Origin of the sequence: Carboxylicivirga litoralis, from assembly GCF_025499605.1 — a bacterium.
GTDB lineage: Bacteria > Bacteroidota > Bacteroidia > Bacteroidales > Marinilabiliaceae > Carboxylicivirga > Carboxylicivirga litoralis.
Window position 1 is genome coordinate 1 of the sequence record NZ_JAFMVC010000030.1, and the last position, 17,484, is coordinate 17,484.

At 37.9% G+C, this 17,484-nt stretch carries 15 protein-coding genes; 7 read left to right on the top strand and 8 right to left on the bottom strand.

Annotated elements, in window-relative coordinates; genetic code table 11:
- Nucleotides 1-520 precede the first annotated feature (520 nt).
- The gene (gene pepF / locus J1N10_RS18210) at nt 521-2,395 is read right to left on the bottom strand and encodes an oligoendopeptidase F (protein ID WP_262328164.1); all 1,875 of its coding nucleotides are present in this window, start codon (nt 2,393-2,395) and stop codon (nt 521-523) included.
- Between the two features lie 154 nt (nt 2,396-2,549).
- On the opposite strand from pepF, the gene J1N10_RS18215 reads away from it, so the two are divergent.
- Nucleotides 2,550-3,854, top strand: a complete 1,305-nt coding sequence (locus tag J1N10_RS18215; RefSeq protein ID WP_262328165.1) for a carboxypeptidase-like regulatory domain-containing protein — start codon at nt 2,550-2,552, stop codon at nt 3,852-3,854.
- A gap of 60 nt (nt 3,855-3,914) precedes the next feature.
- Here the strand turns inward: J1N10_RS18215 and J1N10_RS18220 are convergent, their stop codons facing one another.
- The gene (locus J1N10_RS18220) at nt 3,915-5,291 is read right to left on the bottom strand and encodes an MATE family efflux transporter (RefSeq protein WP_262328166.1); all 1,377 of its coding nucleotides are present in this window, start codon (nt 5,289-5,291) and stop codon (nt 3,915-3,917) included.
- Nucleotides 5,292-5,482: 191 nt separating this feature from the next.
- Between J1N10_RS18220 and J1N10_RS18225 the strand changes: the two genes are divergently transcribed.
- Entirely contained in the window at nt 5,483-6,928 is a 1,446-nt protein-coding gene (locus J1N10_RS18225; protein ID WP_262328167.1) for a hypothetical protein, read from the top strand.
- Nucleotides 6,929-7,039: 111 nt separating this feature from the next.
- Here J1N10_RS18225 and J1N10_RS18230 read toward each other — a convergent pair whose 3' ends face one another.
- The 6 genes from J1N10_RS18230 to J1N10_RS18255 form a co-directional block, all read right to left on the bottom strand.
- On the bottom strand, nt 7,040-7,705 hold the full coding sequence (locus J1N10_RS18230) for a hypothetical protein (RefSeq protein WP_262328168.1): 666 nt from the start codon (nt 7,703-7,705) through the stop codon (nt 7,040-7,042).
- A gap of 53 nt (nt 7,706-7,758) precedes the next feature.
- The gene (locus J1N10_RS18235) at nt 7,759-8,271 is read right to left on the bottom strand and encodes a hypothetical protein (protein ID WP_262328169.1); all 513 of its coding nucleotides are present in this window, start codon (nt 8,269-8,271) and stop codon (nt 7,759-7,761) included.
- Between the two features lie 6 nt (nt 8,272-8,277).
- The gene (locus J1N10_RS18240; protein WP_262328170.1) at nt 8,278-9,366 is read right to left on the bottom strand and encodes a hypothetical protein; all 1,089 of its coding nucleotides are present in this window, start codon (nt 9,364-9,366) and stop codon (nt 8,278-8,280) included.
- Nucleotides 9,356-9,889, bottom strand: coding sequence for a hypothetical protein (locus tag J1N10_RS18245; RefSeq protein WP_262328171.1), 534 nt, complete (start codon nt 9,887-9,889; stop codon nt 9,356-9,358). Before J1N10_RS18245 ends, J1N10_RS18240 begins: the two co-directional genes overlap by 11 nt.
- Nucleotides 9,890-9,900: 11 nt before the next feature.
- Entirely contained in the window at nt 9,901-10,467 is a 567-nt protein-coding gene (locus tag J1N10_RS18250) for an RNA polymerase sigma factor (RefSeq protein ID WP_262328172.1), read from the bottom strand.
- A 150-nt stretch (nt 10,468-10,617) separates the two neighbouring features.
- Nucleotides 10,618-11,151 (bottom strand): hypothetical protein, encoded by a 534-nt coding sequence (locus tag J1N10_RS18255; RefSeq protein WP_262328173.1) that lies wholly within the window; start codon nt 11,149-11,151, stop codon nt 10,618-10,620.
- Between the two features lie 188 nt (nt 11,152-11,339).
- On the opposite strand from J1N10_RS18255, the gene J1N10_RS18260 reads away from it, so the two are divergent.
- From J1N10_RS18260 to J1N10_RS18280, 5 genes are all read left to right on the top strand, one after another.
- Nucleotides 11,340-12,497 (top strand): Lnb N-terminal periplasmic domain-containing protein, encoded by a 1,158-nt coding sequence (locus J1N10_RS18260; RefSeq protein ID WP_262328174.1) that lies wholly within the window; start codon nt 11,340-11,342, stop codon nt 12,495-12,497.
- A 44-nt stretch (nt 12,498-12,541) separates the two neighbouring features.
- Nucleotides 12,542-13,021 carry a TlpA family protein disulfide reductase gene (locus J1N10_RS18265; protein ID WP_262328175.1) on the top strand — a complete coding sequence of 160 codons (480 nt, stop codon included), beginning with the start codon at nt 12,542-12,544 and terminating at the stop codon, nt 13,019-13,021.
- Nucleotides 13,022-13,032: 11 nt separating this feature from the next.
- Entirely contained in the window at nt 13,033-13,614 is a 582-nt protein-coding gene (locus tag J1N10_RS18270; RefSeq protein ID WP_262328176.1) for a thioredoxin family protein, read from the top strand.
- Between the two features lie 74 nt (nt 13,615-13,688).
- Nucleotides 13,689-15,020: a serine hydrolase domain-containing protein gene (locus J1N10_RS18275; protein ID WP_262328177.1), complete on the top strand. Its 1,332-nt coding sequence runs from the start codon at nt 13,689-13,691 to the stop codon at nt 15,018-15,020.
- A gap of 121 nt (nt 15,021-15,141) precedes the next feature.
- On the top strand, nt 15,142-17,466 hold the full coding sequence (locus J1N10_RS18280; protein WP_262328178.1) for a beta-N-acetylhexosaminidase: 2,325 nt from the start codon (nt 15,142-15,144) through the stop codon (nt 17,464-17,466).
- Nucleotides 17,467-17,484: the final 18 nt, after the last annotated feature.

Here is a 17,484-nt window from a genome sequence, read left to right on the forward strand (position 1 = left end):
TTTGTAAGATACTGAATATCAAGGTTTTAAGCAAGCAATTTAACTACTTAATTAATTGATTTTCAATTAATTATACTTTTGTCATGTACTGAAGTGATATTATTAAAATTGGCGAGGATAATCTGGAGATTAAGTTTGCTCCCCTGGGCGCTACTAAATTTATTATGTATTCTGATTTAGTTAATATTGAGCGAATTAGTGAGAAGAAAGTAATCATGCACTACAAATCAGCTGATAAAACTAAAAAAATGAGGATTCCTGTGCAGATGATTGAACCAAGTGAATTACATGTTTTTTTAACCCTGCTTGAAACGAAAATTAATAAAGCAGCATAATATCAATTAGGAATTGACAATTATTACAGGTGCTACGGCAGCTGTAAACTGAATATTTAAAGCCCGATCGTACTGATCGGGCTTTTGTGTGTTTCTTCACTATGTTGCATAGTGAACTAAAAGGGAGCTACGATAACAAAAGGCCACTCAAACGAGCAGCCTTTCAAATGAACGTAGCGTAATATTTACTTTTTCTTATCTAAGATGGCCTCAATCTCGTCCATGATGCCATTCATCGTCTCAATGGTTTTATCAAAAGGCTCTGATGAAGTCATATCTACTCCGGCTTTCTTTAACAGTTCAATTGGATAATCGGAACCACCTGAAGAGATAAACTCAATGTATCGCTTTTTAGCTTCTTTGTCACCTTCCAATACTTTGGCGGCCAATGCCTGTGATGCTACAAAAGAGGTACTGTACTGGTAAACATAGAAATTCATGTAAAAGTGGGGGATAGCAGCCCACTCGATGGCAATATTATCTTCAACCGTGCACACGCCTTTATCGTGTCCATAATATTTGCGGGTGATGTCGCCATACATCTGAGTCAGCACTTTACCTGTCAGAGGTGTGCCTTTTTCAGCGGCTTCGTGAATGGACAGTTCAAACTCGGCAAACTGTGTCTGACGGAATAAGGTACCTTTAAAGCCATCCAGCATACTCATCAATAAGGATAGACGTAAGTCGTCGTCTTTTAGTTTTTTCTGCATCATGTCGTTAAGCAATACCTCATTAAAAGTAGAAGCTACCTCGGCAACAAATGTGGCATAATCAGATGTGGCAAAAGGCTGTGTTTTGTTAGAGTAATAGCTATGCATGGTGTGGCCTAACTCATGCGTTAAGGTGCTTACCTCGTTATACTGGTCGGTGTAGTTCATTAAAATATAGGGGTGAACATCGTAGGCGCCACCATTTGAATAAGCGCCACTTCGCTTACCCGCAGTGGGGTAAACATCAATCCAGCGATTGTTAAAAGCATGGTCAACCACTTCGACATATTCTTTGCCAAGCGGTTTTAATGATTTTAAGATGAGTTCCTGGGCTTCTTCGTAGTTGTATTTTAGCTCCACACCTTTAACCGTTGGTGCATATATATCCGAATACATTAATTCATCAACACCCAGCATGCGCTTTTTAAGCTTCAGGTAGCGGTGGAAGGTCTCCAGGTTGTTATTCACATTTTTAACCAGCGATTGATATACTTCTACTGGTATGTTATTGGGCTTAACGGCTGCTTCCAGAGCCGATTGGTAGTTGCGTGCTTTGGCCTGAAAAACATTAACCTTGACCTGGCCATTCAACATCTCACCAAAAGTACCTTCATACTTCAGGTAGTTATCCCAATACAATCTGGTGACTTCCTGGCGTAAAGCCCGGTCGGCCGATGAACGCGCAATGCCGAAATTAGCCGGTGTCAGTTCTTTTTCTTCACCGTCAATGGAGGCTTTCACACGTGGCATTTCAGCATTGCTAAACACGCTGAATGTTGAATTGGCTGTTCCGGTAATCATACCTGTTTTAGCCATCACAGCTTCTTCTAACTGCGACAGAGTATGCTTTTTCATGCGGTAGACATCCATCAGCCCCATTTTGTAGGTCTCCAGTTTAGGCTCTTCGGCGATAAACTGTTTCATGGTTGCTTCAGGTATATCAGCTAACTCAGGTGTTACGAACGATGCCTTTTGGCCATACTCAATAAATACCTGGCGAATTTCTTTAACACGCGCCATGTTTTCCGAATCACGTAAATCAGCATCTGATTTTAACGAGGCATAAATGTATAGGCGGTAACCTTCTTTCATTAATTCATCCGAAAACTGCATGTAATTGAGCAAGGTAGCAGCTGATGAACCTAGCTTTCCTTTGTAATCGGTCACCTTACTCATTTCAGTTACTAATTTATCTTTAGCCGATGACCAATCTTCATCGCTTTCGTACAAGTCGGTGAAATTCCATTTGTATTTTTTATCAATTTCAGAGCGCTCAAGTTGAGCAAAGGTCGAATTAATACATGTTAGCATCAGTGCTAACAGTATTAGCTTAGTAGATATTTTCTTCATGGTTTAATTGATATGTTGTTATTAATTATGAGCCACAAATTAAAGAAGAAAAGACAATATTTTAAAAAAAATCGAAAAAACGATAGGGGAAAAGCCTGGCGCCGGATGTCCTTAAGTTGACAAAGCGATTAGTAATCATTAAACCTACAATATCATGAAAGCAACGAGAAACATATTTAAAGCAAAAGCACGTTTATTCTTGATTCTGCTAGTTAGTATACTTTCAAGCTCATTGGTGGCTAACGATGCCATTAAAAAAGAAAAACGGGTGTTTGAAGAAGGTACTTATAAGGAATTTAAAGGAAAAGTAGTGGCAGCCGATAGTGGTGATGAATTAATATTTGCCAATGTGATGATTGAAGGCACCAACATTGCAACAGTGTCCAACTCAGAAGGATATTTTGCACTGAAAGTACCTAATGAGATGTTGAATAAAAGCATCACTTTTTCATACATTGGTTACCAGGAAAAAACAGTGGCCATTACAGATCTAAAAGAGGATAAGAATAAAATTAAACTGGAGGTACTGTCCGTCTCTTTAGATGCGATTACCGTGTTTCCCAAGGATCCTGACTTACTCATTGAGGCAGTTTTAAACCATCGTAAAGACAACTACACGCAGCATGAGAATATGATGACGGCTTTTTATCGTGAGACAATTCGTAAAGGACGTACCTATGCATCTTTGTCTGAGGCCGTAGTTGAAGTGTACAAACAAGGCTACAACAACCAAAAGAATGATGCTGTGAAGATGTTGAAAGGCCGTAAGAGTGTGGACTATAATAAGCTCGATACTTTGGTATTCAAATTACAAGGTGGGCCGTATTCCACTTTAATGTTGGATATTATGAAAAGTCCTTATATGATTTTAAAGTATGATATGCTTGACCAATATGACTTTGAGATTGGTAACATTACTCGTCAGGATAACCGTATTTTATACATCTTAAACTTCAAGCAAAAAGAAGAGGTACCTGAACCATTATTCTACGGTAGCTTATATATCGATTCGGAAACTATGGCCATTGTTAGCGCATCGTATAATGTGAATACAGAGGATAAAAAAGCAGCAGGAGAATTGTTTATCAAGCGTAAACCTGCCGGCGCTGACGTTTACCCGACAAAAGCTTCTTACTTGGTGTCGTATCGTGAAAAAGACGGTAAGTGGATATATGGTTATTCGCGCGGTGAAATCACCTTTAAAGTTAATTGGAAAAAACGTTTGTTTAACACCAACTATCACACTGGTATTGAAATGGCAGTTACCGACTGGGAAAAGACGGATGCCAAGGTGTTCAGAGGTCCTGAGCGTATGAAAACCAACGTGGTGATGAGCGAGACCGAAATGGGGTTTGCTGATGCTGACTTCTGGGGAGCCTACAATGTGATTGAACCAGAAAAATCAATTGAATCGGCCATTAAGAAAATTCAGAAGAATATTGAAAAATTGAACAACTAATCTAATTGTTTAATCTGGACCAAAATTATATACCAATCAAAGCTGATGATCTTCTGGTTATCAGCTTTTTTCTTGTTGATAAGCTATTGCTCTGTTGAGGCGTTTTAACTCCCTAATCAGAAAAACGGCAGTTATAAGGGCCGACACAGTGTCGGCAATTGGACCTGCCAGCCATACACCATCTAAACCCAGGTGTTTGGGCAGAATTAATAGGATGGGCACCAATACAATTACTTGTCGAAGCAGCGAAATTAAAGCCGCTAATCCTGCTTTGCCTGTCGATTGAAAGTAGTTACCGGTGATAATTTGAAAACCTACCAACGGCAATGCCAGCAGGAATAAACGTAAACCACGCGTTCCAATATCCAATAAATCGCCACTGTCGGTATTAAAAGCTTTTATGATGGTACGAGGAAACAGCTCACTCAAACCAAAGCCAAGAATTGAAATGATTGTAGCAAAGATGAGTCCTATCACCAACGTTTCTTTTACACGTTTATAATCTTTTGCTCCATAGTTAAAACCAATGATAGGCTGCGCAGCCATATTGATAGCAATAATGGTCATTACTAAAAGCATGGCAACGCTCATGATAACCCCCATGGCCCCAACCGCTAAATCGCCTCCATACTTGACCAGTTGAACATTAAAAGTACCAAATACAAGACTAGAAGCAAGCTGCATGGAAAAAGGAGCAAAACCAATGGATAAAATATACCAAATAATATCTTTTTTCAGCTTAAAATGGCGCACGCGTAGTTTTATGACTGAACGCTTGCTTCTAAAATGGGCTATTACCCAAATCATCAATATAAACTGAGACAGGATAGTGGCATAGGCAGCTCCGGCGACCCCCATATCGAGCACAAAAATGAAGATAGGATCGAGAATAAGATTTAAGCCTGCACTAATCAGCATTGATATCATGGCTACTTTTGCACTGCCTTCTGAGCGGATAAGGTTGTTAAGTGAATAACCCACAATATTAAATACCGAGCCAAAAAGGATAATATTTAGGTATTCATTGGCATAATCAAAGGTTTGTTTATTAACACCGAAAAAACTAAGTAGCGGGTTTTTAATTACAAAGCCTAATAGCATAATAAAAAGTGCCACTACTACCATTAATACAAAGGCATTACCCAGTACTTTTTCAGCTCTGTTAAAGTCTTTTTTGCCCAAATTTAGCGAAACCCTAACTCCAGCTCCCATGCCTATCAACATACCAAAAGCCATCATTATAACCATGATAGGGAATACCGCACTTAAGCCAGACAAAGCCATGGCTCCAACACCATGACCAATAAATATGCGGTCGACAATATTGTATAGCGAGTTGATGATGACTCCGGCAAAAGCTGGTAGGAAATATCTCCAAAGTAATTTGGGAATTCGTTCAAATTCCAGCTCTTTAACGTTTTGTGCCTGTTTCGACATAGGATGAGTTACAATTAGAAGCACAAATGTATAAAAAGGTGATGATTATGACTGTTTAATCTGGTTATTTGTCAAAAATTAACATTACACATGCGATACCCTTAAATTTGGTTATGATATGCAATTCTGGCCTTATGCTTTTTCCAAATTAATTGCATAATTTGCATTATTATTTAACAAAGCCTATTGCTATGCGATATATATTTTTATTGACATTATTAGCATTAATAGCCAATATGAAGGCACAAGATGCTCATTACTGGACTGAACAATATGGTACCAATTCAATGTTGTTGAGTAATTCTGTTTCGGGCAGTGTAGAGGATTTGGGTGCTGTTTTTTATAACCCGGCTCGCCTTAGTTTAATAGAAGAAAATGCCTTCATCATTAGTGGGAAGGTATATCAACTTAGCTCCTTTAAATTTAACACAAGTTCAGAAGACAATCGGACATCGCCTAAAAGTAAATCGACGTTTGGTGGTGCACCAAGTTTGCTGGCTGGTACATATCGTGTTAAAGGTTGGGATAAACATTCGTTTGCCTATTCATTTCTGGGGCGAAGGAGGATGGATGTTGATATTGAGGAAAGCAGTAATTCGTTTGGAGATGTTTTACCGGCTATTCCTGGAGATGAGTACTTCAGTGGCGATGTTTATCTTCAGAAGAAGTTTAATGAAGAATGGTTTGGTTTAAGCTGGTCGTATGCTCCGAATAACATGTTTAGTATAGGAATAAGTAATTTTATTACCATACGAAAGCAAAATGCTGCTGACGAAACACAGATGTATGCCTATACTGATGCTGAAGATGTAGAAGCATATAAAAATAACAATGAGTACAGTTATTCACATACAGGTCTATTGTGGAAGATTGGTCTTGCCTGGAATCATGCTCCCATTACGTGGGGAATAACAATTACGACACCCACCGTGTCTTTAAGTGGTAATGGTTCTTTTGCCTACGACTATGTTTATACCGGGATTAATGAGCTTAAGCCAATATATGAGCGCAATAAACAAAGTGATTTGGACATGAACTTAAAGACCCCATTTGCAATAGCAGCTGGTATTGGTTATAAAACAAAAAGAGGTTCTCTTCATGCAAGTGCTGAATATTTTGGAGCGGTTAAAGAATATACGTTGATGAACAGCGAACCCTTTTATGGTCAAAGTTCAAATAACATGTATCAATCATTTTTAGTAGATGAGTTAAATTCAGTATTGAATTTTGGAGTGGGATATAACTTTATTTTTAGTGATAACGTGTATGGTTACCTGAGTTATTCAACCGACTTTTCTGCTGCAGTTGCCGGCAGTAGCGAAGAGAGTGTTTTCAAAGAAAAAACGTTTGCTTCAACTTTTGATTCTAATATCAATCATTTTGGAGGAGGAGTGGTGTTGCACCTAAAAAGAGCTGATATTACTTTTGGAGCTACATTAGCAACAACAAAATATCGGGTTAACCGGGCTCTTGGTTTTCCAGAAGGAGATAGTTCGGGTATTATTGATCCGGATGCTTATACCGATGTTCATTGGAATCGCTGGCGTTTTATAGTCGGTGTATCCATCCCATTTTTCGATGAGTTTACTAAAAAATGGGAAGATAAACTTCTAAATAAAGAAGATACATCAAACTAAGGGCAAAAAAATAACGAAGATTGGGTTAAGGAAGGGAAAAAGGAAATTGCCAATCTTCGTTAAAGTAAGGAAACGTTGCTCGTTTAATATTTTTGGTTTGTATTCACTGAATTAGAATTTACCAAACTTCATTACCAATCCAAAATTGAAACCGCGTAGCATATCTGCTGAACCAATAACATTTGGATTGGGTTTGTTAAGTGTACTAGTTCTATAACTTAAGTTGATGTCGCTTGTATATCGATAACTAACCGATAACCCCATGCGCATGAATTTTATCATGTTAAATTCGAGTTCGATGCCTGGTTCTATGACAAAGAAAGCATCGCTGTCTTCATAATTTTCATCGTCATAATCGTTGTCTTCATTTTCTTGCCAATGTTGGTTATAGGCTACACCACCAGCACCAATTAATATAGGGAACGATAAATGAACCGGTGATTTAGCACCTACTATAGGTTCAACTAATATACCACCATATCCGCCAGAGACCTGGTATTCTTCATTTAGTACATTATCCCATTGAGGATCGGTCATAAAACCATAACCCCCTAAACCTATTCCAAAATTGTGATCAACTACCCATGCGCCGCGTGCTCCAATCAACAGGGCATCACGATCCATAATTTCGCTGTAATTAATCATTACGGCACCATAACCACCGTGCGATTTTCCTTCGGTGCTACCAAAAATAGTGCGTAGCTCAGTATTGTTTTCTTGTGCACCAGTTAGTGTAATAACCAACAAAAGTGCTAATGATAGAACAATTGATTTCATATGTTTAAGTATTAAATTTTTCGATTTTATATAATTGCTATAGCGTGTATATTCTAAAAAACAAATGCTGCTGTAACCGATAATGTATTCATGTTTACTCGAAAATAACCTGGTCCAAAAAATTCGAAGTTGGGCATAAAATCAGCCGAAACAGTAAATGGGTATTTCAAAAAACGGTACTCCAGTCCCAGGTAACCATCAATACCTGGTGAAACAAAATTTCCCTCATGAACGATGGCCGGTGCAAATGGCCGGAACAAATTACGGTTCTTGATTTTAGTACGATAAGCCAGGTGCACACCATAGCCGTAGGAGAAAAACCATTTGCTCGATGTTTCTGGAAAGGCAGGGGTGTCAATTACTCTTATGCCTGAGAGAATCAAGCTGTTTTCGCCATATTGTATATTCGCTAAAAAACCTTGTTCCTGGTCAAACATACGCTTGTATGAAACACCTAAATAAGTACCGTACGAAAAGCGAACAGCATTTTTATAATCTTGTCCCGTGCTTTTAATTGAGAAAGCCAGAAGCAAGATGAATGTTGTGTATAGATAAATAAATCTCATGGGTGGTTATTTATGGTCAATCTTTAAACTGGCATTGTCAATTAATATCTGCACTTTTTCTTTGGCTGATAAATTATTGTAGTTAAAGATTATCGTTTCATTTTCTATTTTATCTTGCCAGTTATCAGTACTTGCTTTCAAATCTTTTGGAATATTTATGTCGCTTTTAGGAGCCATAATGGCACACGAGTAGCTTCGCGGTTGGGTAATTTCAACATTGCAATTCGCATATTTCGAATTGATTTTTAATAAATCAAATGCCGCATCCATGCCTAAATGTTTTAGTGCACCATATTGCATCACCATATTAAATTCCTTTTTCAGATTTAAAATTGATAGTTTCGAAAAATACGATTCTCCGAACAAGTGACTTAATTCATCAATCTGGTAATCATCGCGTTTTGATTGCAGTTTAATCAAATCACATTGGTCGATCTTTACTACAGAGGATTTGGAAACAATATCTAGCTGCTGTCCTGAATTAATATTTACTTTACTAAAATTTAGGTTGAGCGACGTTTGTTTCATCGATTCAATCATCACATCACCAAAAGCAAGTGTAAGGTTATTATTGCCTGTTATTTTATGGCCCTGAAAATCTCCATTTGATAGGTTAATATTAAGATTACCAGCAAAATCAGGGATGAAAATATTGCCATAACGGTTATTAACTTTTAGGTTTATATGTGCCGGCACTTTAACAAAGTAATCAATGCGTGTGCGCGAGTTGTCAGGTATTTGCAGGTTGGTTACTTCTTTTATGTTTTTGAAAAACGAAGCGTATTTACTGCCAAATACTGTTTCAGCCATCATATAGGCCGAATTACCGGTAATCTTAAATTGCACATTATCTTTTATCTTATTAAAGCGGGCTTCATTCTTTTCCGAAATAAAGAAGTTAATGCTGATATCCACCGAATCTTTGTCCCAGGTTGAGAAATGGATATTACCATACTTGTTGTTTACCTCGAGCGTTGAAGATGGTAAAACATAAAAGCTTTCGTGCCGCTTTATTTCCTCGGTTAAAGTTTGTGCCTGCGCATAAACAAACAGGGTTAAAAAGCTAATGAGCAGATATAGTAATTTATAACGCATAGGATGTGTGAGTTTGTTCGTTATCTTCCTGTTGTTCTTCTAAAAACTGCATGATGTCTTCCAAAATTGACAGTTTCATGCGGTAATTTTGAATCATGGCTTCTACAACTTCTGTATTATCGACATTGTCTTTCAGATCGCGTTTTAACTCGGCCATAATAGTATCCAGTTCAGCCAGGTCATTGTCCATCTCGGTTTGCAGTTCGGGATATTGAGCCGACATCTGATACACCTGAGCTCTTTTTTGATTGACTTCGGTAGCGTAATACAATTCAGCTTCACTCATGTAACTGACTTCTGCTATTTGTTCGCCATTGTTTTGTGGCTGTAATACGGTTACATAAAGCATAATGCCAATCAGAGCAGCCGCAGCTGCAATGCCACTATAACGAAGTATCCTGAATCGCTTGTGTTTATGTCCGTGCAATTGCTTATCAATGGCGTCCCAGCCACCAATAGGTGCATCAAGACTATCAAAAGCTCCTCTGTTTTGGTCAATGTATTGTTTTAGGCGATCATTCATAACACATCAATTTAATTAAGCTTGTATTGCATTGAGCTGGCTTTTAATATTTCGGTTAATTTTCGTTTGGCTCTTGCTAATTGTGATTTCGATGTCGAAACTGTAATGTTCATTATTTCAGCAATTTCCTGATGATCATAGCCTTCGAGCATATACAGCGAAAAGATTATGCGGTATCCGTCGGGCAGCATGCTCATGGCTAGTTTAATATGTTCAACCTTTAGTTCCAGTTCATCCTCGTTTTCTTGTTCTTCATTAATAATATCAGGCGTTATCTCTTCGTTTAATTCCAGGTTCAGTTTGCGACGTTTTAGTTCATTGATGCAACGGTTAATAGTGATTCGTTTTATCCATGCTCCAAAAGTTGAATCAAACCGAAAACTATGTAATCGTCTGAAAGCTTCACAAAACACTTCTTGTAACATATCTTCAGCATCTTCTGTGCTATTCATCATGCGGTAGCAAATATTGAACATAGCCCTGGCATAGAGTTCATATAGCTTTCTCTGTGCTTTGGCATTGCCTTTCGCCGCTTTCTCAATGATGGGTTTATGTATGTCGGTACTGTGTTGTGTCAATTTTTAGCTAATTGTCGGTTTAAAGACAGAGGGCATTTAAAAAGGATGCACCGGATTGAAATAAAAGTGGATGTTTTTTTGAGAATATTTGTGGTGACTTATATTTAGTGTGAGTTATGGTGTTGAAATACAGTAATATATAGTGAGGTGTTATTTGTTTTTTTCCTCAATTAATTTCAGGATTTTTTTAGCCCGATTAACTTCCCCCTTACTTCCATAGGGCAAAAGGTTTTCAAGAACAGCTTTCAGTTCAGGAATCAATTCAGGATATGGGATTGTTAAATCGTAAATTATTTGCATGCAATGTGCTTTGACAGCAATAGGGGTGTCTTCGGTTTGTAGCCATTCGAAACAACAATCGAGCAGTTGCCCATCGGCTATCTCGCTTAAATCGTGTTGCGATAATATTCGAAGGTAGTGGCGTTTTATACTTTGATTGCTGAGTTTTGGAGTACGATCCATTATTAATTCAAGGTACTCTTCCAAAATATTGGACTTTATGTCGTGCGCCAAATCAAGCAGATACGCTGTTCGCCAGGCAATCTTCTGATCAGGGTGTTCGTTTAGCTCAAGAAGTAACTTCACATCATTGGGGTTTTGACATATTTCAGAAGCTAATGTTTTAAAGGTATCGTTCCATTCACCCAATACATATTCTATAATTTGTTCTTTTCGGTCAAGCATAGGTTAATTATTTAGAGCAAATATAATAGTGATATATGACGAAAGCGAATGGATGGAATAATTGTGGCTTGATAATTATACCTTATAACTAAGGGCTGAATAAAATCACCGATTCGCCCAATTGACAAATCCCCGAATTAACAATTCTGCCATATTTAATTTTTCTATCTTCGACAAAAAAAGAAAGTATGCGTCATATATTCATTATTGTTCTGATTGTGTTTGCTCATTTTTCAGTTACGGCTCAGCAAAAGTTGTCAGAACAGGCTCAAATATCATTGCTGACCTGTTCACCCGGAAATGAACTATACTCATTATTTGGGCACAGTGCCATTCGTGTACATGATCCGGTTGGTGGCTTTGATTGGGTATTTAATTATGGCACTTTCGATTTTGACACGCCTAATTTCTATTTAAAGTTTGCCAATGGTAACCTAAATTATATGCTTCGGGTAGGCAACTATCGCACATTCATTAGAAACTATGGTTATGAAAAGCGCAGTGTTTGGGAGCAAAAAATCCATTTCACAGAAAAAGAAAAGCAGCAGTTTTTTAAAGCCATTGTTTTAAATGCTCAGCCAGAGAATTGCTATTATCGATACGATTTTTTATTTGATAATTGTGCTACACGTATCAGGGATATTATAGAGGATAATTTAGACGGTGGGTTACAATATGATGAAGCTGGAGCAGAGGAAAACACATATCGTGAGATGTTGCATTTGTATGATGCCAAACTACCGTGGGTTGCCGACGGATTAGATATAATCTTAGGTATGAAAACCGATGATGATGCTAATTTATATAACCAAATGTTTTTGCCCGATTACCTGATGCAACATTTGGTTGGTGCTGTAAAAGCCGATGCCACTCCTTTGCTTGGTGAGACTAAAACCTTGTTATCCTTTGACCAATCAATTAAGAAAAACTGGTTTACACCTGCGCTATTGTTTTGGTTGTTATTGCTTATTTCACTTGTATTCATGTATTTCGAATTAAAGCGAAAAAAAGCATTTCTTTTTGTTAACCGTTTGTTTTTGCTGCTAACCGGAGTCGTTGGCTGTCTTATTTTCTTTTTATGGTTTTTATCGCGCCATAGCGTGACTGGTGAAAATTTTAATATGTTGTGGGCTATCCCGTTTAATGTGTTTGTCGCTTTCTTTGGAGCCTGGTTTTTCCGTTCTAAAAGTTTTCATTTTTACTTGCTGTTTTTAATCATCTGTGCCATCCTACCTATTGCTTTTAGCTGGTTAATTCCACAATACTTGCCGTCTGTTGTTTATCCACTTTGCTTGTTGCTTATTAGCAGGTATGGTAGTTGGTACTATATCTTAACAAGGCATTAACAAATCGCGTTAAACCAAAAACTGTTGCTGCTGTTTTTCTAATTATGAAACAGCTTAGTTTATTGGTATTTATTATTTTGGGGTTAATTGCTTCTGTCAAATCGCAAACTATTGAAGAGGTTACAATGTATCAGCTGCTTGAGCGTGTAACACAATCAGATGATACATTGTATGTAGTTAATTTTTGGGCTACATGGTGTCCGCCTTGTGTTGAAGAATTACCCATTTTCGAATCGGATGAATTACAGCAGGCCAGTCAAAAAGTAAAGGTTTTGTTAGTGAGTCTGGATTTTAAATCACAAAAAGAAAAACAATTACTCCCATTTCTTCAGAAAAAGCAGGTGAAGCAAGAAGTTTTGCTTTTGGATGAACGCAACCCCAATGAATGGATTGATAAAATAAATGCAAATTGGTCAGGAGCCATTCCTGCCACGGTTGTTTACCATCAAAAACAACAGGTGTTTCATGAAGGTGAGTTGGATTTGCCACAGTTATTGCAATTAGTTTCAAGCATTAATCAATAAAATCAACTATTATGAGAAAGTATGTATTATTATTGGCAATTGTTGTCAGTGTATTTAGTTTACACGCACAAGTAAAAGTAGGGGATAAAGCTCCGGATTTTAAACTAATTAATACTGACTATCAAAAGGTGGCTTTATCAGACTTTAGTGACCAGGAAGGTGTTATTCTTATCTTCACTTGTAACCATTGTCCGTATGCCAAGTTTTATGAAGAGCGTATTAATTTGTTGCACAAAGCCTATGAACCACAAAAGTTTCCTGTGGTAGCAATAAACCCAAATGATTCGGTTAAATATGCTACTGATGGTTTTTCGCACATGGTAGCTAAGCAATATCAATTTCCATATTTATTGGATAATGAAGGTGTTTATAAAGCGTATGGGGCAACTAAAACACCACATGTGTTTTTATTGGATAATACACGTAACGGTTTCGAAGTAGCATATATTGGAGCGATTGATGACAGTCCGCAGGAAGCATCGCAGGTGAAAGTAAAATACCTTGAAGATGCTATAAAAGCAGTAAAAGAAGGTAAAAAGGTTAATCCGGATTTTACGAAAGCCATTGGTTGTAGTATTAAGCCGTTTCAATAGGATTTGGAATAAATATTTTAATAATGGTTTCATCGAATAGATGAAACCATTATTTTTGTAGCACTTACGAGTGAATGATGAAGTTAGTATATAAATCCCTATTCGCCATTGCCATTACTGGCACTTTATGGATAACCTCTTCAATGGTTAACCCAGTTTCAGAGTCGTATGGCAGCGATTTTAATCCACCTGGAACAAAAGTCAGTTCTTTTCATGTACCGGGATTTATGTCAGACAATCCTGAGTTTGCATATCTTGAAAAACAAGTTGAGCGCTTTATGCGCCGTGAATTGCTTGAAGGAGCATCAATAGCTATTGCTAAAGACGGTGAGTTGGTTTATGCCAAAGGCTTTGGAAATGCTGATAAAGAAACAGAGCAAAAGGTGGAACCTCATAATCTGTTCCGCATCGCCAGCATCTCCAAGTTAATAACAGCAGCTGGCATTATGCGCCTTCAGGAACAAGGAGCTTTAACACTTGATTCTAAAGTTTTTGGTACTGAAGGGATTCTAAATGACTCAATATACCTGAATTATCGAGATAAACGAGTAGAGCAAATCACAGTAGGTCATTTAATGGAACATAGCGGAGGTTGGACCACACGTTGGGGCGATCAGATGTTTATGCCTACAGTTGTAGCTCGTTCATTGCATAAACCGTTACCGGTTACAAAAAGTGATATCATTCAGTTTGTATTGAATAAGCGTCTTCATTTTACGCCCGGACAATCGTCGTATTATTCCAATCTGGGATATATGATTTTAGGTGAAGTTATTTCAAAGGCGTCTGGTATGGATTACGAGAAATACATTCAAACTAATTTGTTATATCCACTCGGTATTTTCGATATGCGCATTGGAGGCAGTCATTTGCACGAGCGGGCAGAGCTGGAAGTAAAGTATTACGAGCCAACACCAACTTTTTATGTAAGCGATTATAAAGGCGACACTACCCAGGTTTTACGGACATATGGTGGCAATGATATGAATTCATTAGGTGCTGCCGGAGGATGGATTGCATCATCTACTGATTTAATGAAACTAATGCTGGCAATTGATGGCTTTGATACTTACCCTGATTACTTAAAGCCTGAAAGTGTTGAAAGAATGGTGAGTAGTGACGATAATAATTACGGTCCGCTTGGCTGGCGACGCATTCGATCAAACACCTGGTATCGTACAGGAACTTTAGCAGGCACATCTGCTTTAATGGCTCGTAAGGATAATGGTATTTCTTACGTCGTATTGTTTAATACTGGAAGCTGGAAAGGACCAGCCTTGGCCAATGATATATCTAAAGTAATGGAGAGAGGCATTAAATCCATTGAGCAATGGCCCGAATACAATCTTTTTGAAATGGATAATACTTGGGCCAGTACGCGTCGACGTCCACAGGTAATTTATTGATAGTTTTGAAAAGTGGTTGAATTTCAGTTTATTGAACACTCTTCTCCTTAATTGAACAAGCCTAGGTTTTGTATTGAATTGTTTTTTGTGATTTTTATCAATCATAATCAAGAACCAAAAAATGAATTCAATCAAGCTATTAGTAATTGCCGTTTTTGTGGTGTTAATTAGTGGATGTAAACAGCCACAATTAAATACAGCATCATTAATCCCACTTCCGAATAACATAGAGAATAGTACTGGTACTTTTACTTTTTCTGATAAAACAGTGCTATCAGTTAACGATCAAGCTCTGATTTCTGGTGCTGAGGTCTTTAACGAGAACGTATTTAAACATAGTGGAAACAAACTGAAGGTTGTTTCCGATGCTCAAAAAAATGCCATCGTCATTACCAAAAATGATAATCTGGCCAAAGAAGGCTATCTCCTTAATATCAATAGCGATCAGATTAAGATTGAAGCATCCACAGCTAATGGCGTTTTTTATGCTTTGCAAACACTTTTGCAGCTTTGTTCGCCAGATATTTTATCCATTTCAGACAATAAGCACTTTAGCTATCAACTGAGTGCTGTTTCAATTAAGGATGCACCACAATTTGGGTGGCGAGGCATGATGTTAGATGTTTCGCGTCATTTCTTTACTAAAGATGAAGTGAAAGAGTTAATCGATTACCTGGCCTTTCATAAAATCAATGTTTTTCATTGGCATTTGGTCGATGACCAGGGCTGGCGGATTGAGATAAAGAAATATCCAAAGTTAACGGAAGTTGGAGCCTGGCGTGTTGACCGAGAGGACTTACCATGGCATGCCCGTCCACCAATGAAGAATGGTGAAACAGCTACTTATGGAGGATTCTACACACAAGATGAAATTCGCGAAGTAGTAGCTTATGCTCAGAAGCGTTTTATTACTGTGGTACCAGAGATTGAAATGCCTGGACATACCACATCATCGTTGGCTGCTTATCCTGAGTATTCGTGCACGGGAGGTCCCTTTAATGTTATGCCGGGTGGGTTATGGCCAATAACTGATATTTATTGTGCTGGTAATGATGCCACCTTTGATTTTATCGAAGATATACTATCAGAAGTGATGGAATTGTTTCCGTCCAAATATATTCATATTGGAGGCGATGAGGCTAACAAGGCAGAATGGGAAAAATGTAAACGATGTCAGGCCCGAATTAAAAACGAAAAACTGGCCGATGAGCATGCTTTACAGAGTTACTTTATTAAACGAATTGAGCAGTTTTTATTGTCCAACAACCGTGTGCTGATTGGTTGGGACGAAATATTGGAAGGTGGTTTGGCCCCTAATGCAACCGTTATGAGCTGGCGCGGGTTTAAAGGGGGAATTGAGGCTGCGAATGGCGGGCATGATGTTGTTATGACACCAACATCGCATTGTTATCTGGATTATTATCAGGGACCTATCGATTCTGAGCCATTAGCCTTTAATGGTTATATTCCATTACAAAAAGTATACGATTTTAATCCAATTCCAGAAGGATTAAGCCCGGAAGCTGCCAAACATATACTTGGTGGTCAGGGTAATTTATGGACTGAGCATGTGCCAAATAAAGAACACATGCAATACATGGCTTTTCCACGAATGGCTGCTTTAGCAGAAGTTCTTTGGACCAAAGAAAGTAAACGTGATTGGAAAGATTTCAGTCAGCGTATTAAGAATATTGGTGATGCCTATGATAATATGGGTTTTAACTATGCCAAAAGCATGTACACGGTTCAGTTTGAGAGTGTTTTTAATGAAAAAGAAAAGCAGGTTGGACTTGAACTTGCAACTGAGATACCTGTTGTTGACATTTATTATACTATGGATGGGACAGAGCCGACAGTTTCATCAAATAAATACGATAAACCAATCAAGATAAATGCATCGGTTGAAGTAAAGGCCAGCAGCTTTAATAAAGGGATGAGGCTAGGTAATTCATCAAGTATTAATTTTAGTATCCATAAAGCAACAGCAAAGCCTCTTAAATATGATACTAAACCAAGCCGTAAATTCAAAGGTGATACTGAAATAACCTTGGTTAATAGTTTACGTGGCAGTCGTAACTTCAGTGATGGTAACTGGCAGGGCTTCGAAGGTGATGATCTTGAGGTGATTATTGATTTGGAGGAAGTTAAGGAATTATCACAAATAACAGTTGGTTGTTTGCATCAAACAGGCTCCTGGATTTTTCTACCACAGGAAATAGTGGTTCAAACTTCTTTGGATGGTCATAAGTATGTCCATGCTGGTTCAACTATTAACAATATTCCACTGCAGAGCGAAGCTTTGGTTATGGATTATACGATTGATATATCAGGAACAACGTCGAGATTTGTTAAAATAACGGTTGTGAACCAAAAAGAAATACCTCAATGGCATTCAGCTGCTGGAAATAAAAGTTGGTTGTTTGTTGACGAGGTTATTGTTGATTAATTGGATTTATAAAAAGTG

Excerpts from the sequence above, each read along its gene's own strand:
- pepF (WP_262328164.1), bottom strand. The coding sequence starts at position 2,395 with ATGAAGAAAATATCTACTAAGCTAATACTGTTAGCACTGATGCTAACA.
- J1N10_RS18215 (WP_262328165.1), top strand. The coding sequence starts at position 2,550 with ATGAAAGCAACGAGAAACATATTTAAAGCAAAAGCACGTTTATTCTTG.
- J1N10_RS18220 (WP_262328166.1), bottom strand. The coding sequence starts at position 5,291 with ATGTCGAAACAGGCACAAAACGTTAAAGAGCTGGAATTTGAACGAATT.
- J1N10_RS18225 (WP_262328167.1), top strand. The coding sequence starts at position 5,483 with ATGCGATATATATTTTTATTGACATTATTAGCATTAATAGCCAATATG.
- J1N10_RS18230 (WP_262328168.1), bottom strand. The coding sequence starts at position 7,705 with ATGAAATCAATTGTTCTATCATTAGCACTTTTGTTGGTTATTACACTA.
- J1N10_RS18235 (WP_262328169.1), bottom strand. The coding sequence starts at position 8,271 with ATGAGATTTATTTATCTATACACAACATTCATCTTGCTTCTGGCTTTC.
- J1N10_RS18240 (WP_262328170.1), bottom strand. The coding sequence starts at position 9,366 with ATGCGTTATAAATTACTATATCTGCTCATTAGCTTTTTAACCCTGTTT.
- J1N10_RS18245 (WP_262328171.1), bottom strand. The coding sequence starts at position 9,889 with ATGAATGATCGCCTAAAACAATACATTGACCAAAACAGAGGAGCTTTT.
- J1N10_RS18255 (WP_262328173.1), bottom strand. The coding sequence starts at position 11,151 with ATGCTTGACCGAAAAGAACAAATTATAGAATATGTATTGGGTGAATGG.
- J1N10_RS18260 (WP_262328174.1), top strand. The coding sequence starts at position 11,340 with ATGCGTCATATATTCATTATTGTTCTGATTGTGTTTGCTCATTTTTCA.
- J1N10_RS18265 (WP_262328175.1), top strand. The coding sequence starts at position 12,542 with ATGAAACAGCTTAGTTTATTGGTATTTATTATTTTGGGGTTAATTGCT.
- J1N10_RS18270 (WP_262328176.1), top strand. The coding sequence starts at position 13,033 with ATGAGAAAGTATGTATTATTATTGGCAATTGTTGTCAGTGTATTTAGT.
- J1N10_RS18275 (WP_262328177.1), top strand. The coding sequence starts at position 13,689 with ATGATGAAGTTAGTATATAAATCCCTATTCGCCATTGCCATTACTGGC.
- J1N10_RS18280 (WP_262328178.1), top strand. The coding sequence starts at position 15,142 with ATGAATTCAATCAAGCTATTAGTAATTGCCGTTTTTGTGGTGTTAATT.